This window comes from Chryseobacterium cucumeris (assembly GCF_001593385.1).
Lineage (GTDB): Bacteria > Bacteroidota > Bacteroidia > Flavobacteriales > Weeksellaceae > Chryseobacterium > Chryseobacterium cucumeris.
The window spans coordinates 51,289-68,394 of sequence record NZ_LUVZ01000046.1; the positions used below are offsets into that span (position 1 = coordinate 51,289).

Sequence of the window (17,106 nt, forward strand, 5' to 3'; positions counted from 1 at the left end):
GTTAACAATTAGTTTTATTATAGTAGCAAATTTAACATTTTTTAAGAAACGATAGACATTGCATTTAAATGATTATAATTATATTTTTTCATTATAAATTTATTATTATTTCACAAAAATATATTGTTTAAACGCCAAAACTTGTCGTATTAATAATAAATTTTGCGTAAGATAAAAAACAAGTGCGAAAGGAAAAAAGACACAAAATTTATATATACTATTTTACAATGAATATTTAATTGGGCAGATATTGAAACAGAAAACAGAGAGAATAGTATTCAACTCAATGTTATTTCGTCCTATAGAAGTTGAGTTGCTATAAATAACATAGCATAAATTTATGGTATTAATAAAAAATTATAAAGTTAGTCGTACAATAAATGCCTCTAAAAAAAATAGAATCATCAATTAAGGTCAGATTCATAGATTCTAAAACAAAATCATCCCGATTCAGAAGTCTCACGGAGCGAAGCAGCAACTTTGTTAGGACGTAAGGACTTTCAAAGTTGCGAATGAGCTCCTAACTTCTTCGAGCAGTTGATAAAATCACATGTATTTAAACAAGTAATAAAATCATTAATGTGACAAAATTTAAGGCAAAATTAATTTTGATAAAATAAGTTTTATGTTGATCAACAGCATAGAAAGTGTAAAACGAATCATAAACATTTTGTACGTAAGATATTGGTTATTAAATATTTTTGAGACAATAATTTCTCATAATAAAAATTTATAGGTGCTAATTTTGATTAGGTACTATGGGAAAAAATTAGCTTCTATTTCTTCTCGAAAAAAATTTAAGATGTCCACTTTTGAGTGGACTTCTTAAATTAATATTATTTGAAACTGACGGAAAAAATGCAATCATTTTATAGTTATATGAAATTCTTCAAGATTTTCTAAAAATGACACACAGAGAAGGGATTACTTTAGTTTTTCAATATACCATATCTACACCTTCGACAAGATTAAGGTTAAAAAATGATAGCTAGTCTAGAATTCGAAAATTGAATAGTTTAAGTTCTTTTGCTATTATGTTTTATTTCATCATTTTCTACTTCTTTGAATATATTTTCAAGTGCATTTTCTATTTCTTGTGAGTAGGATTCATCATTTGAGACGATTTCAGGTAGCTTATCTGGTGCGAGTAACTCCATCTGGTCGTCAATAATTGCAGTATATACCAAATCGGCGATAGTTTGCCCATAGTAATAAGCAATTACCATTGACATCCTATTTAATGGATGGGGATATTTGTCAGTCTCAATTCCTTGCAATCCATGCTGCATCCTATACATTGAAATCATTGCGTAAAGTGCAGCGTGTCGATTGGTAGTTGTTAACATATTATTAAGTTTCAGCTCACGAAGATATAGTCCAAAACCAGTTAAATCAGCTAAGTATTCCCGCTGATAAGATAGCTTACTTTCAAACGTTGAATGTGGTTTTTGTTTAACAGAACGGTCAATCAGGTCACCGTTTAAGAAATGTCCAATTTCATGATAGAATATTAATTTTTCCTGTATATTTAAATTCATGGTGTGTGCAATTAGGGCACGACCTTTCAGTATTAAAAATGGTCCGTTTGCCAGTTTTGCTTTGGAATAATAACATTGCATTTCTGCCAGCATTCCAATAAGTTCAGCGCGTGTCGGCTTCCTATCCGGGAATCTAGAACAGAACGCTACATCCTGAGGCCTCACAACACCGAATTCAAGTTTCCCGTACCGATGAAGTAAAGTGATCAGCGAAGAATTGATCAATACAGCAAAAAATCTTTTATCGGGGGATCTCACTATACTTGCATTCATATACCGGTTGTCGATAGTCCCGAAATGGAAGTACTTCTCGAAATCATTTTTTACGTTTTCGGGGAGGGTCTTATAAAAATCACTTTTCAGAATTTCAAGAACTTCGGTGTATTTGGTGTTGATTTCTGAAAATGGAGGCTTATTCTTTAGTTTTTTGAGAGATTCTATTTCATCTTTATAATGCTTATCGATAGCCGCTAATCTAATTGCTAGATCATCAGACTCTTGTGCATATTCGTATCTGTGAGTTTTAATTAGATTAGCAAATTCTTCTGCTGTATTATATTCCATGATCATCTGAGCTTGTGGGTTGTATTTATCGGAGTAGAAAGTTAATTTACTAAATGCTTAGTGATGCCTTGATCAATATTCATAGACTTATTGGTTTTTCTCCATAGAATATCTATGATAGCTGCACAAATGTCCCTCATACGATTCTTCAAGATCTAGTGGTGTATGACAAACAGTACATCGTATATCTGGCTGTTGATACCCACAATTAACACAACACATTTCCTCGTAAATATAGGTGTCTTTACTACATTCGGGACATTCTGCGTAGGGATCTTCACCACCATCCATAGCTGCGATATGACATTCGGCAGCTAATTCTTCGATAATACAATCTTCTAAAACTTCTTCAATATCAAATTCGCTGAGACATTTTTTGCATAATAAGGTCAGGGCTTTTCCTGGTTCGTACTCATTATCACTTAGTACATGAATCAGATCTGAGTGACAAGAGGTACAGCGTATATGGAATATAGCTTCGCGTACGGTATCAAATTTCCAGTCCACTTCAGCTAAAGATTTGTTACTAAGATCTTTTTCGCTTTCGTAAATTTCATCAGTTTCCAAAAAAATGTTCCAAGTTTCAACGCCAAAAAGTTTGGCAGGCTCTTCATGAAGCTGTTCTACACAAAAATCACGAATGATCTTAAATAATTTAGAAACAATTTCATTGACAACAGTATGTTCGTGCTCTGTGTAAAAATGTTCAACATTGTTCCTAAGATTATTTACTTCGTCAAAAATATTCCATTTAACTGTATTAATCCCCAAATTTTTGAAACGTTCCTTTATCTGAGCAACGTCTACTGTTTTGTGCCCTTTTCCCTTAAAGAATAATACTCCAGCATCATCAAGCGAAGGAATTATTGTTTGTTGTATTAATATCGAATTGTCATCAGGTGACAATCTGCTTAATTTTTCTTTAAATAAAAGCAAGGTTCCTGCAAATATGTTCCGCAGTGCCGAAGAAGCGCGTCGAGGATCTGTACTTTTGAAGTCTTCAAGTCCAATCTGTATTGCTTCTATAGCATTGTTAAGCAAAGTCATTGTGAGAGGTTTTTAGATTTACTAGAAAGTTATGAATTATTATATATAAAATTGCTGTGTTTAATACTAACTATAATAGATCTGAACAAATATTAAAATCTCATGATAATGAAGGTGTTAGATCAGTTTCTGTTCGTACTTCGCTACCATCAAAAATACTTACCTCTTTAATCTTTTCTAACGCTGTATTGACATCTGAAACAAACAATACTACAGCTAAATCTTTTAAAGAACGAGAACAGCATACATAAAATAATCTCCTTGTCCTGGCTGGCGTACTGTCATTTCCTGCCTCTATATTTTCCTTGTCCCTGTCTGAAAGCGGTACGATTCCGAGCAATTTTTCGTAAGAATAACTATTCGAGTTACCCTCTTCATCGTCTAGGATTACAAGTACGCGCTCAAATTCAGCACCTTTAATACTGTGCTGTGTAGAATAAGGGGATTCATCATTTATGTAAATCTGGTAGCCAAAAAATTGCTTCGCAGGCACATCAAAGAAACGAGATATTACTGCATTAGTAATTCCTGTAGCCTCATCAACCTCCGTCAATAATTCGACTTCATTTCCAGCTAGCCTTTTAGATATCCGTTCATCCAATTCCATTAACTTGTGGTCTGCAAGATATTGAAATACTTGTTTTACAGTTGCAGTGCCTGAAGACATTAGACCAAAAAGACTCTCGACATGATTTTTTAACCCGGAAAGCAGTTCACTTGACTCAATTGTTAAGTGCTTTAAATTATCTTTTTCCAACTGAGGACAAAATCTCCGTAATAGCTCGATAACCTCAAAATGTTTGTTGTTCCCATGCGCTATAGCAACTGGAATGATAAATTTGATAAAGGGTTGTACAGCCCACAAAGTACCTTCTTTAAAACCTGTGCTTATGCTTTCGGTAGATCCGTCGTTAAAGGCTGCAAATAGGTCTCCAAATCTTAATCTCTTAGCAGCCATTCTATGCTCCATGACGAGAATTTTTACATCAGCTTCTTTTTCTTCCGAAGTCCAGAGCTGATCATTATTTGTAATAGCAAGATACTGCCTTACCATTCGTATTTTCTCTTCACGATGATCATCTGATTCAAGCACAAATAATAAGCTTGACCCCGTCACAGCCTTCCATTCATCGTCTATTTTCTCTTGCCTGCCTCCAGTTTGTTGTAAATCATCACCTCCAATTCTTATCTTATTTATGATATTTAATACATCTGTTGAACATCTAAAATTTTCGGGCTTGGCAATCTGCGTCCATCCGTCTTCCAACGTGATAGGACCAGCACCAGTCATGTAAATTTTTTGCATTGGATCACCAAAAAAACCGAGACAGAATTTCTTAATATTTTTATCTACAACTTTCATTGCACCAATGAAGTTTGGAACAGTGTCTTGACTCTCGTCAATAAAGAAATAAGGGTATTTTTCAGCTAGAATTGTTTGTAATAAGGAAGACGAACTTATAAGTTCTGGTACCATTGCAATGATGTCATTGTGTCCTAAGATCCCTTCAAGATAGTTACTTCCTGTTTCGTAATTAAAGCCATGTATGTTTTGTATTAATCCAGCCATTTCTTTGTACCTCTGAGTATCAGCTTGGTTCCTCTCTCTCGTTCTCTGTTGAACACGCGGCCCGAAAGCCTCAGCTGCATCTTCAAGCTCATTAATTTTAGATTGGATTTTATTAATAACCCACTTTTTAATATTTATCTGAAATGGTCTTATAAGTTCCCACAGGAAACTATGAATTGTCGATACGTGATATAAATAATCATGCCCAACGTCATCCAAAATTTCTTTTTCAGCTGTTGTTGTGTAAGTGATACATGCAATACGTTTGCCCTGTTGTCTAAGCATTTTACCTTCGTTTTCATCAATATATTTCAGTGCCTTTATTAACGAGGTAGTTTTTCCCGAGCCGGCTCCCGCTACTACAACGAAGCTTGTTTTATCCTTGAGACACTTTTGTAACTCAATATCGGCAGCGGTATCCGGTTTATTTATTCTCCTGCTCATCTGCTATTTCACTCTTTTGTCCTACTTCGGATTTATTCTCTGCAATTTCAAGTTCTTCTACAGGATCTGGCTCATCATCAACAAATGCGATTTTTTCCTTAAGCCATTCTAAACCTTTTTCAATATAATTTGGCACGTTCCAACTTTCTGGATCTTTTAACATTAAACCCAGGGCAAAATCAGTTTTATTGAAAGATCCTCCACTAACTCTTTTGTATAACCTGGTTCGGACTTCTTCCAATGTCCTTTTCTTTTTAAGTGTTATAACTCGTAATCCCAAATGTCTTTGTGCTATATCTTGCGTCCATTCCAGATTTGTCAATGCAAAACTTTCTTCTAAGGTTCGGCCTGCATAAGCACCTGACTCGCCATTCCATGATACTTCTGTTCTTGTTTGATAGGTAATGAATACATCAGCATTATTATCTGCACTTTTATTTTGAATTTTACTTTCATTTGGTGCATCTAGCAATTCTCGTATGCCGCTGATTTTTGGGAGCCATTTTATAAGTGTTTGATTAGAAGTGACGGCACCTTCAAAATCTGAAATGCATGATTTACCAGGTTTACTTAATATATCTTCATCATCTTCATCAATAATTTCTTGTTCATCCAAATTTGAATCGATTGTTGCTGCCACGGTCAAATCAGCTTCTACAAGGAGTTCGGTTGAACTAGTTGTATCCTTATCAGCACCTTCTAGTTTAGCAGGAACCGGCTCTATACTGTCTAGATCGGTAATGATTAATGTTGTAAGACCTAAAAATTCAATCAATTGCTTAAAAATATGACCGTATGCGCCACCAACCTCTATAATACTGAGGTAGCATGAATTCAACTCTTCAGCACATTTGTTGATCATAGGAGGAAGTAAAAGTCTTTCGACATTACCCTCAACTAGAATAGCACCGTCTGCGAAAAAAAGGTCACAATGCGTCAGCTTCATATAACGCTGTAAAAATTCTCTACTTTCTTCATGTGATTTATTGTAGAATGTTGTTAGATTAAGAACATTTGTTGTCTGAACGCCTGTGTCTGCAATCTGTCGCTGGAAATATCGTATCGGTTGGAAACCGCTTTCATAAATAATGTGTGGTGAATGTGTAGTAACAATTATTTGATTCTTGAAGGTGTCCTCTGCCTCAGTTGGATTTATGATTTCCCAAACTTTTTTTATAAAAACCTGCTGTAACTGGGCATGAAGATGGGCTTCGGGCTCTTCGATGATAATTAAGTGAAGTGGTGCCCTAGCATCTTCCTCTTCCAACCAGCGGGCATGAAAATCCAGTATTTCAAGGATCATATAAATAAGGTTCTTAAAACCAAGTCCATTGTACCGGTCGGGTAGGGACAAGAAATCGGTACCGCCTCCAAGTGAGTAATGGAGTTTTGTCTGTCCAATTATACTTTCGTGATTGAGTGTTGCCCTAACTTCAAGTTTTGGATTACTAAATCCAGGATAACCTAATTTATTTAGACTTTGAAGAGTAGGATTAAATACTGTTTTTAAATGTTTCGTCAATTCGCTCTCTGATGTTGCAAGAGCTTGCATAGCATCAAAGTCATCCTCTTTTTTCTCAAGATTTCTGTCGTAAAAGCGGTTCATACGTTTTGAAAGGTCTTCCGCACGTCCACCCGAACTGAGGTCATCGAGGAAGCGCTGTGCATTTAACATGTCAATCCTTATAAGCGATCTGATGATTTTAGCGCCTGGCCGATCCGAATCATTACCTAGCTGCAATGGCTCATAATCTCCTATTATATTCATTTCATCATCAAACTGTTCCCGATCTAAGACGTAATATTTTGTTTCATATTCGCTTCGTATGTTTTTGCTTAAATAGTCGGTAAGAGTTCTAGGCCAAGGGTGATAATCATCTTTTGCTTTAGCAGCAGCTTTTGCATTCAGTTCCCTGTAGTTTGATAGTAAAAGTTCTGGGCTTTTAGGGGCATACTCAATTCTAACGCCGACTGGAATGTCTTTCCAGTCCAAATTTGGTAAAAGATCAATAATTCTATGTAAATCTGTAGAGTTTACTGCAAACCAAATATCTAAGCTGATTGCTGGGAAATCCGGAGGTGTATCATCTTCAATTTCTGCTAGGCTATTGATTTTTTTCCAACAGTCACTACTAAAGTCATGTATTGAAAAAGCCTTTGAATTGGGATCAAGGAATTTTTGCAATATATAGGTAGCTGAAGTTTTGCCACTGTTGTTTGCCCCTACAAATATTGAAGTTTTATCTTCTAGGTCGATCTGTGCATTTTTAAGGCGTCTAAAATTACGCACTTTGATTGTTTGGATACGCATATTTGCTGTTGAGGTTAAATTAGTTTTTTGGTTAGCGAAAGATGTTGCAGCTAACTCTCAATAACAAATATATTAAATTGCGACATCCGAAATTGTAATTTTGTATTTAATACATGATACTTTGTAATTAAACTTCTTTTAACTGGCAGTTAGCTTTGCCAATCACGAAATTTTCCCGATTTTTCCTTGTGATTGTTATCCCAATTTATTCCATTGTTATTTTGTCCATTGTGCAAGACCATTCTCAAAATTATATTCTAAATAAATAAGTATTGCATCATCACATTTAAATCTTTTCACAAACTATTTAAAACTTGTTCATCTGATAACTGATCTAACTTTGCCAATTGTACTATTTGTTTCCAGAAAATAAGATTATCTAATTTTTTACCATTTATAAAAAACAATTTTTAGGTTTCAAAAGTAAAAATGAAATAGTAATAAAAATTACGGTAAACCGTATTGTTTAATAATAAAATCAGTTAAATTTCTTAAAATATAAGTCTAATTCCAAATCCTTGAAGAGCGAAGAAGATACTTTGTTAGGACCTCAGGACTTTCAAAGTTGCAAATAAGCTCCAAACTTTTCCACATAGTTGTAAAATCGCACACATTTTTAATAGACAATAGATCCATTATTTAAAACAAAATTTTAGGTAAATTACTTTTTACAAAGCTCCCTTAGTTTTAATTAAGGGTTTAAAAAGTACGAACCGATTTTAAGGTTTGCAACTAAAAGGTGATTTTCTAAAAATTAGGTATATACTTACGTAGCTAACAACAGTTTTTTTTTTAACTCAATCATTAATATCCACATCAATGAAAGGCTGATAATTTAGACTTTCATTAATTATCAAAGCCAAATAGTTCCTTACAACGCCATTGTAAAGGCATACCTCATTTGCAGATTTAATTTTCTGAAAAATGAAATATGCTATATAAAGAAACCGTCACTAAGGAGATGTGGGAACTCTTACAACAGCTGATGAAAGATGAAATGCTAAAAGATTTTACTTTGGTAGGTGGTACCGCTTTAGCCTTAAAATTAGGGCATAGATTATCTGTAGATATTGATTTGTTTACTACAAGGGATTTTGACTCATATGCCTTACTAAGCCACTTACAAAAAGAATACAATGCGACTAACGAAATTGTTTTTGAAAATACCGTGATGACCTATATTAAAGATATAAAAGTTGATCTTTTAGCTCATAAATATCCTGTCATTGCAATGGATAAAATCTCGGAAAACATAAGAATGATTTCTAATGATGACATTGGTGCCATGAAACTTCACGCAATATTTCAAAGTGGAGAAAGATTAAAAGATTTCGTAGATATGTATTTTCTTCTTGAAGAAAAACCTCTACGGTCATATTTAAATAGCTACCAAGCGAAATACAATGGAAATACAAGTTTAGCAGCACACTCATTAGTTTATTTTGATGGGATCAGAAAAGAATATGATGTTTCAATTGTACACGGAAAAGAGCACAAATGGAAAACAATGCAGGAAAGACTTAAGGATGCTGTACTAAACCCTAATGTGAAATTTGGAAATTCAGTCGAAAAAAAAGTTGTTCTAAAAAACAAAGGAAAGGGATTTAGAAGGTGATTTTGTTGTCGCAACGAGATAAAATCACTATATTTAAACCATGGTATTAAAGAGAAAAGTCTTGCCAAAAATACATCCAAAATTCTTTTGGGATACCAATTTTAGGAAACTTGATTGGGAGAAAGCATATATCCCTATTATTTCTCGAATTCTTGAGAGGGGTGGGCAAAATGAAATTGATGAAATTATAAAATTCTACGGTCGAGAAAAAATTGTTGAGACAATCCTGAAAGAAATTCATTTTTTACCTAATTACGCCATTGACCGAGCAATGTTTTTTTTTCCGGAACTTAAGAAAGAGGATATGCACTGCTATATTAACCGTAAGGATAAACCATATCATTGGATATAGGTTAGAAACTATTTATTTCAGCTATAACTCAAAACAAATTATATTTTGAGAAAAACAATTTCTCATATTAAAAATTGAAAGGTGCTACATTGGGTGAGGCAATGCTCGGTAAAAATTAGCTTCTTTTTCCTTTTGATAAAAAATGTAAGGTGTCCGCTTTTTAGCGGACTTCTTGCATTTTAAATAATTGTATTGAAAATGGAAGTGGTAAAATACTAGTTTAATTATAATCATGGAAAAGCCTCACAAAGCCCATTTGAAAATTGGTTAGGAGAAACGACTTTCAAAATTGCGAATACTCTCTAACTTCTTCAGGAAGTTTGGTAAAAAGTACAGTCCTACATTCTTCTGCACAATCCTTTCCTTACCCTGTTTTTTCTCTCCTTACATGATAACCCGTTTTCTGTATTTCGAAATACCTTCTATTTTCAGTGTTTGTGTAGCCTGTCGCTATTTCTTTTCATGAGGTACTGGTGGATTGGAATAAATATTGAGAAAATCCTTTGCGTGAGGATCAACATTTAGAATTTTGCTGGTGATTTCTTGCCTGTTTTGTTATTATCCAGAAATAGGCTGATTTTAGTATAATCTTTCAGGTAATCAATAATTTTTTGTAGTGATTTTTTTGAGTTGACAATAAGCAGACCTCCTTGACAAGTATGCTTCAGTTCAATAAATAGAGTCCATCCACGAAACCTTTCACAACAACATTTTTATCAAGCCTTCTGTCATGAGATACTGATGGGACTCCATCAGTATGTACCTGCTGATGTCCGACATGCTAGACTGCTGGATTAATATTCAGGATTGAGATATCTTAATTAAATAATACCCTTTGTAGTAGAGATTTCGAGGTTTCCATCTACTTAATCTATTTTCATGATATAATGTTTTCGGGATTAATGATAGGTTGAGATATGTCACAACTTAAATAGTATTCACAACATTTGAATAAATGACAATGCTACCTTTACCTATGATAAGCATGACAATATGTGGAGCTTTTGTTCTAAACAGTTTATTGTTTCAACTATAAGGCTTAGATATATTACTTGGGATATTACTTTTTTTTTTAAATTGTAAAAATATTTTATCCTTTAATTTGCAATTGAAGTACATTCTTGTCATATAGATAAAGCCAAATAAAGAACTCACCAATATGAAAGTTTCCAAATCAGTAATGACTCAAGGGGGTATTAGAAAAGGATAATGTTTGCTACCTGTCTGTCGGCATTTGTTGTATTCTACTTTTTTTCTTTAAGACCATTAGGCTTGTTGAATTTGATATGGAAAATTTAAAATAATAACTAAAAACACACCGTATGAAACTGGAAGATGAACTAAAATCTTTTGAAGCGAAAGTAAGAGATATTTACTGCAACGTTAGATATGACAGCAGTGGCCTCAATCAAGATCAAAAACTGAAAGAAGAAGAAAAAAAGGAAATTCTCCATGAGATAATAAAGAATTTTAAAATAGGGCAGAAAAAAATTCTGACCGAATTAAGGCTGTTTCAATCTCTTTCAAAAGTCAATCAGACCGAGTTAAAAACGGCCAGGAAGGAAGGAGACAAAAAGAAAGTCAAAGTTTCGATGGAGAAATCTAAAATATTTGAATATCAGAAAAGTATCTGCAGGAACCTTGCTGATACGATAGCCTGGCAACTCCTTAATGGAGAACATTATTTGTATCGTAGATTATATACAGGAGAAGAAGGAACTAAAGATTTGTCAGATCAATCATTTAATTACGTCATTGACTTCACCGATCGGATCAATGCTGACCCTGATTCTTTTTGTCTAATAAGTGATATTACGAGCAATATACAATTAGGAGATTGTCTTATAAAAGATAAAGAGGGAATAAAGATTTCAGAGATTAAATCAGGCGAAATAAATTTTAGAGTTCTTGATGTTATTGAGGACCGGAATCTTACGGATGATGCTTTCGATGAAAAGGATTTTTCACCAGAATTTGATGAAAAATTTATTAAGCAAATGAAAAGAGTGGTCGCACAGAAAGGTAAAAACGAAAGGGCAGCTAAAATTGTAAAGGAACATAAGGGTCCTGATCCAAAATATAAAGACGCAGAGGTTCATATCGTCGAAAATGATTTTCCTCTGGGAACCTATCATGCAGATTTGGTTGGTCTATTAGGTGAACTTAAAACACAGGACTATGCATATACCTGTATCGGTGAAATTATACACATTGGTATTTATAAAAATGAATGGAGAACCTTCGGGCAATTTTCTATGAAGCAACTGTGTGCTCCCTATCCTTTTGTAGATCTAATGTCCAGTAGAACTCTGATCTGTGAACCGATTTTCTTAAAACCTTTTCCGGAAGAAATTATAATGGACATGGTCATGGGAAGGATTAAAGTTTTTATTGGGGTTAACTACGATAATTTCATTGAATTTTCCAATGGTTTAGGCGTTAAAGCAAGCTGGTCTTCCGCTAAAGAACTCCAAAAATATTTAGAGAATTTCAAGCATGATAGGCGTACGATATTTTCATTTGAGAATAAGGGAATCAAGCTAGAAATTGATGGTCATGAAATTTTTGTAGGGGGTGGTTTTTTTAGCAAAATGATATTTGATCATTTTTTACCCCAAACAATGATACTTAAATATAGTGGTTTAATCGATGGCATTGTCAATTCAGGCAAGGAAAACAAGAACCCCTGAGGAACAATTTTAATGATGCTGATTCTTAAAAGTATAGGTATAATTTAGAAAATAAAATAATGTTTATTGGGTCCGTATTTAATAAATATAGAAAAGCAAGCTCTGAATAAAATGATGACTTATACATTTTATGAACTGTTTCATACGATAACTTTAATGGGTTAAAAAATGAATTGGAATGTTTTTAATTTGAAATATGATCGCCGGGAAACCTGGGCTTTTGAGCAACTTTCATATTTACTTTTTTGTGCAGAATTTAATAATAGAATTGGCTTATTTCGTTATAAGAATCAAGCAGGCATAGAAACAGAGTATTTCACCAAGGATGCAAAAAACTATGGATTCCAGGCGAAGTACTATACTACATCTCTTTCACTGAATAAAGAGGATATTATGGGGTCTCTAAAAAAAGCAAAAAGAAAGAATCCTGAATTAAATAGTGTTTACCTCTATGTAAATCAAGAGTTGTCCGAAAGTAGCAAGCCGGATCAAAAGAAGCCACAATATCAATTAGAGATTGAAAAAGCTGCCATGGAGCTTGAACTGGAAATTGAATGGAGAGTGCCAAGTAATTTAGAACTGCAGGTGGCTCTTCCTGAAAATAAATATATCTATGACCTATTCTTTAATTTACAGCCCAATCAAGAACATGTTATTCTTGATATTGAAAGCCATAATGATAAGTTATTAAGATCAATATCCAGTGAAATCACCTTTGAAAACCAGCAGATCAAAGTTGACCGAAATTATTTTCAGAGTCAAATTATAGAAGCATTGAATCATGACAAATCCATTATAATTTCAGGGGAAGGAGGCTCAGGCAAAACAGCGATATTAAAAGAATTTTATGAAAACAATAAGAAAAAGATTCCCATATGTATTTTTAAAGCTTCTGAACTCAATGTAATGAACGTTAATGATCTGTTTTATCTTGATCATCATTTCTCGTTCATGGATTTTTTACAGGCGTATGAACTAGAAGAAAAAAAAATATTTATTATTGACTCTGCGGAAAAATTGGCAGAGCTTACTCAATCTGATCTTTTGACCCATCTGATCAGTACATTAAGTAGCAATGGATGGTTTTTAGTTTTTACCACAAGATATTCTTACTTAAACGATTTATCTTTTCACATTCAAGAAAGCTACCAACTCCCTTTTCAGGTTTTCAATGTACCGTTACTTACTACTGATGAATTAGAAAAGTTATCACAGAAATATCATTTTTCTTTACCAGGTAATATCAATTTTTCAGACCGTTTACATAATCTTTTTTACCTCAATGAATATCTGCGGCGTTATACCAATATTGATAAGAAGGGGAACTTTGAAAATTTTATTGATATATTATGGAAAAAGAAAATTCAAAATAGAGGCATACAAAAAGACAATCTGCATTTGGAAAGAGACAAATGTATTATTGAGCTTACTAAAGAAAGATGTAAAACAGGATTATTCTATATCAATACAAATAATTTATCCCCAGTGGCACTTTCTTGGCTAAAACAAGATGAAATTTTAGGATATAGTGAAGCCCATGATGGATATTTTATTACCCATGATATTTATGAGGAGTGGGCATTAAACAAGATAATTTCCCGGAAATATGCTAACTACAAAGATATAGAAACCTTTTTTGAAGATATAGGAAGTTCTTTACCTATAAGAAGAGCTTTTAGATTATGGCTTTCAGAACAACTGTTTCATCATGAAAATGCCATCGAAAGTTTCGTTTTGCAGATTTTTAAAAACCATAATGTGGATCAATACTGGAAAGATGAATTGCTTGTCTCCGTTCTTTTATCTGATTACTCTCAAACCTTCTTTACTTTCTTTGAAAAAGAAATTATTGCCAATGATTTTGAACTGCTGAGAAGGATTATATTTTTAATTAGAACTGCCTGTGCTGATATCTCTACAAACAAGGGATTTGATATCATAATACCAAAGGGGAAAGGTTGGGAGGTTTTAATCTCATTTATATACCGTCATAAAAAAGATTTTTTTGAACAAAATCTTAATCTTGTAGTTCCCTTATTAAAGCCATGGTGTTTGAATAATCCGCAGGGTGAAACGACTAAAGTTTCAGGGCTCTTAGCGCTCAGTATCATCCAAAGAGTTGAAAATGAAAAGGATTTTTATATTCATAGCGAAGCGGAGGACGAACTGGTAAAAATTATATTTAATGCAGCGGAAGAGTTGGTTGTAGAACTGAAAGAGATATTCGAAAAAGTAATTTCAAATCAGTGGACTGCATATAATGATCCTTATGAAGGGATCTGCTCAAAAATATTAGAAAAACCCTATTTAGCATTCAGGCTGATAAAAGTGTTGCCAGAATCCGTTATAGGATTATGCGGATTATTTTGGAGACAAAAAAAAGACTGGGATAATTATCATGATAACTATAGTGTAGAAAGTAAATATGATTTGACGGACGAGCACAGGTTCAATTACCATCCGGCCAGTGCCTACCAGACACCCATTTATGCATTGCTACGTTATGCTTTTAAAGAAACACTGCAATTTATTATTGATTTTACCAATACATCTACTAAATCCTATCGTCATTCTGATTACGGAGAAGATGTCAAGGAAGTCATTGTACATATGGGCGAAAAAGAAATTACGCAGTATTTATGCTGGGCTTTTTGGGGGGCTTATCGTGGTGTTAGCAGTCCAGTAGTTCCTTATCTACTGCAGTCTATGCATATGGCACTTGAAAAAAAGCTTTTAGAATTGGTTCAGGATTTAGATACTCCCATCATAGAAGCAATATTGTTACAAATTATAGCCAAAACAGAATCTACATCCATAACAGCTGTTGTATGCAGTATTGTTCTGGCGTATCCGGATAAATTATATAATGTTGCTTTAGTATTATTCAAAACACTTGATTTTTTTGGTATTGATATGCATCGGTGTGTTAACGAATATCAGGCTAAAAGTTTATATTCCATTGGCAATGGATTAACCGATACGTATTATACAGATGAAAGATTAAAGACCTGTGAGGATAAGCATAGAGGGATTTATTTGGAATCATTATTGGTGAATTATCAATTTTTTGGAGTTAAAGGTTTTACAGAGGATCAAAATGAGATGTATATAGCCAAACTATACGAAATAATTGACAGCCATAAAAAAGAGGTGGCATTACTATCGGGTGATAGTAAAATAACCGCAGAAATATTGTTATCCCGTGCGGATCGACGTATCATGAAGCCAGAAATAAAAAAGATTAACGAAACGGAATATCATATTGAGTTGAATCCACAATTACCCCCTGAGTTAAAAGAACATAGCGAACAAGCTGTTAAGCAATATGAAGATACTTATAAATATATACCGCTAAAAATGTGGTCGGATTTTATTTTCAGGAAAAGGAACTCTGGACAAAATCAGAACTATCCGCAATATGAAGAAAATCCAGTAAGAGCTTTAGAAGAAGCCAAACAATTACTCAACGATTTAAGTAGCAATGTACACTTATTGCCGTTGGATAGTTATACTCCTTACTTTGTCTGTGCCAACCTAATGATTTATCATAGGGATCAACTTTCTGAGGATGAAAAATTATACTGCAAGGAGCTAATTCTGCTATCCATTTCGCGGTTGTTTGAAGATGGCTATCATTATCATATTAGTGATGGTGTTGAAGCTGCTTTACATGCGATTCCTTCATTAATGGAAGAATATCCTGAAGAAAAAGAAAACTTAATTTTATTGATGATATTTTCTCTTTTTGATGACACATCAATAGGAAATACTCGTATATGTGACTACGTAATCAATGCTGTATATGAGTCAGGTTTATGGGATAAAGATTTTGGTACGGCAAATAATATCCTATTGGGATTTACTAAGTTAAAGCCTCTTTTTAAGGAGATTTGTGATAATCAAAAACAAGATAATATATTTATAGGAAGGACACAGAAAAAACAAATCTTTCAAAAACTAGATGAGGCTTTGGGAGATTTTTCTTTTTCAAACATTTTGTATAATATAGAGAATATTGATTCACTAGATATTTATGATCTGGAAATAGTATATCAGCTGATGCCAACAACAACTAATGACCTAGGTCACTTGGAAATCATAAAAAGATCATTACCCAGCATTATTTCTCAGCTATTAGAAGATAAAAAAGAATCCAGACAAAGAAGAAGTTTTAATCATTCTAATATTTATCTTGTTAGATTATATATTTTCAGAAAACTGGCTCCCCTGATATTAGAACAAGATCTATCAGAAATCGATTTACTTTTAAAACCTTTTGTTGAGCAGTTTACGATTTCTAAAGAGATGGCATCATTCTTTGACGAAATTGTAGGAGCTGCTGATAAAAATGATCGGCAGAAGCAATTTTGGTATATCTGGAATCAGTTTTATCCTACAATCATTGTTATTGGAATCATAAAAAATAACTCAAATGTACATGCTATTTTAAAAAGCTATTTACTGGCTTGGGATTGGTGGAGAGAAGATATAAAAGATTGGCACAATTTAAGAAAGGAAAACACTCTGTTTTACGATAATATTGTAAGAGATTTAGGAAGTAATCCTTCAGTTTTATATAGCATCGCAAAAGTATTAAATTCTATTGGCAGTACATTTGGCAGTCAGGGATTAGATTGGATCTATGAGATAATATCCAATAACCCTGTTTTGCAATTGGGAAATTTAGAAATAAAAATATTACATTATTTAGAAAAATTCCTTAGAACGTTTATTTTCCATAATAAGCAGAAAATTAAAGAAGAAACAAGGCTAAAGAACAAAGTAGTTGTAATTCTTGATTTTCTTATTGAACGTGGATCTATACATGGGTATTTACTGAGGGAAAGTATATTATAATAAAAGATATTTCTTGCCTGAAATATCTTCTGTTCTAGGCGTTCATTGAAAATTATCTGGTATGGCACCTACAAACATTATCTGGGAAAGCTTTGAAATTTTGGAAGTATGGGTAAGG

General features: G+C 33.4%; 8 protein-coding genes. 4 read left to right on the forward strand and 4 right to left on the reverse strand.

All coding sequences use genetic code 11. From position 1 onward, the window contains the following. Positions 1-1,016: 1,016 nt before the first annotated feature. From A1704_RS22095 to A1704_RS22110, 4 genes are all read right to left on the reverse strand, one after another. Positions 1,017-2,102, reverse strand: coding sequence for a hypothetical protein (locus tag A1704_RS22095; protein ID WP_131797562.1), 1,086 nt, complete (start codon positions 2,100-2,102; stop codon positions 1,017-1,019). A gap of 87 nt (positions 2,103-2,189) precedes the next feature. Further along, positions 2,190-3,149 (reverse strand): hypothetical protein, encoded by a 960-nt coding sequence (locus A1704_RS22100; RefSeq protein ID WP_062676167.1) that lies wholly within the window; start codon positions 3,147-3,149, stop codon positions 2,190-2,192. A gap of 100 nt (positions 3,150-3,249) precedes the next feature. Continuing rightward, positions 3,250-5,163: a UvrD-helicase domain-containing protein gene (locus A1704_RS22105; protein WP_062676168.1), complete on the reverse strand. Its 1,914-nt coding sequence runs from the start codon at positions 5,161-5,163 to the stop codon at positions 3,250-3,252. Further along, a complete protein-coding gene (locus A1704_RS22110; protein ID WP_062676169.1) occupies positions 5,144-7,474 on the reverse strand; it encodes an ATP-dependent nuclease in 2,331 nt (776 codons plus the stop codon). The genes A1704_RS22105 and A1704_RS22110 overlap by 20 nt, the downstream gene beginning before the upstream one ends. A gap of 931 nt (positions 7,475-8,405) precedes the next feature. Between A1704_RS22110 and A1704_RS22115 the strand changes: the two genes are divergently transcribed. The 4 genes from A1704_RS22115 to avs4 all read left to right on the forward strand — a co-directional run bounded on the left by A1704_RS22115 (position 8,406) and on the right by avs4 (position 16,988). Further along, positions 8,406-9,089 carry a nucleotidyl transferase AbiEii/AbiGii toxin family protein gene (locus tag A1704_RS22115; RefSeq protein ID WP_062676170.1) on the forward strand — a complete coding sequence of 228 codons (684 nt, stop codon included), beginning with the start codon at positions 8,406-8,408 and terminating at the stop codon, positions 9,087-9,089. A 40-nt stretch (positions 9,090-9,129) separates the two neighbouring features. Further along, positions 9,130-9,441, forward strand: a complete 312-nt coding sequence (locus tag A1704_RS22120; RefSeq protein ID WP_062676171.1) for a DUF6922 domain-containing protein — start codon at positions 9,130-9,132, stop codon at positions 9,439-9,441. A 1,322-nt stretch (positions 9,442-10,763) separates the two neighbouring features. Next, positions 10,764-12,131, forward strand: coding sequence for a hypothetical protein (locus A1704_RS22125; protein ID WP_062676172.1), 1,368 nt, complete (start codon positions 10,764-10,766; stop codon positions 12,129-12,131). A gap of 168 nt (positions 12,132-12,299) precedes the next feature. Further along, positions 12,300-16,988, forward strand: a complete 4,689-nt coding sequence (gene avs4, locus A1704_RS22130) for an AVAST type 4 anti-phage nuclease Avs4 (RefSeq protein ID WP_062676173.1) — start codon at positions 12,300-12,302, stop codon at positions 16,986-16,988. Positions 16,989-17,106: the final 118 nt, after the last annotated feature.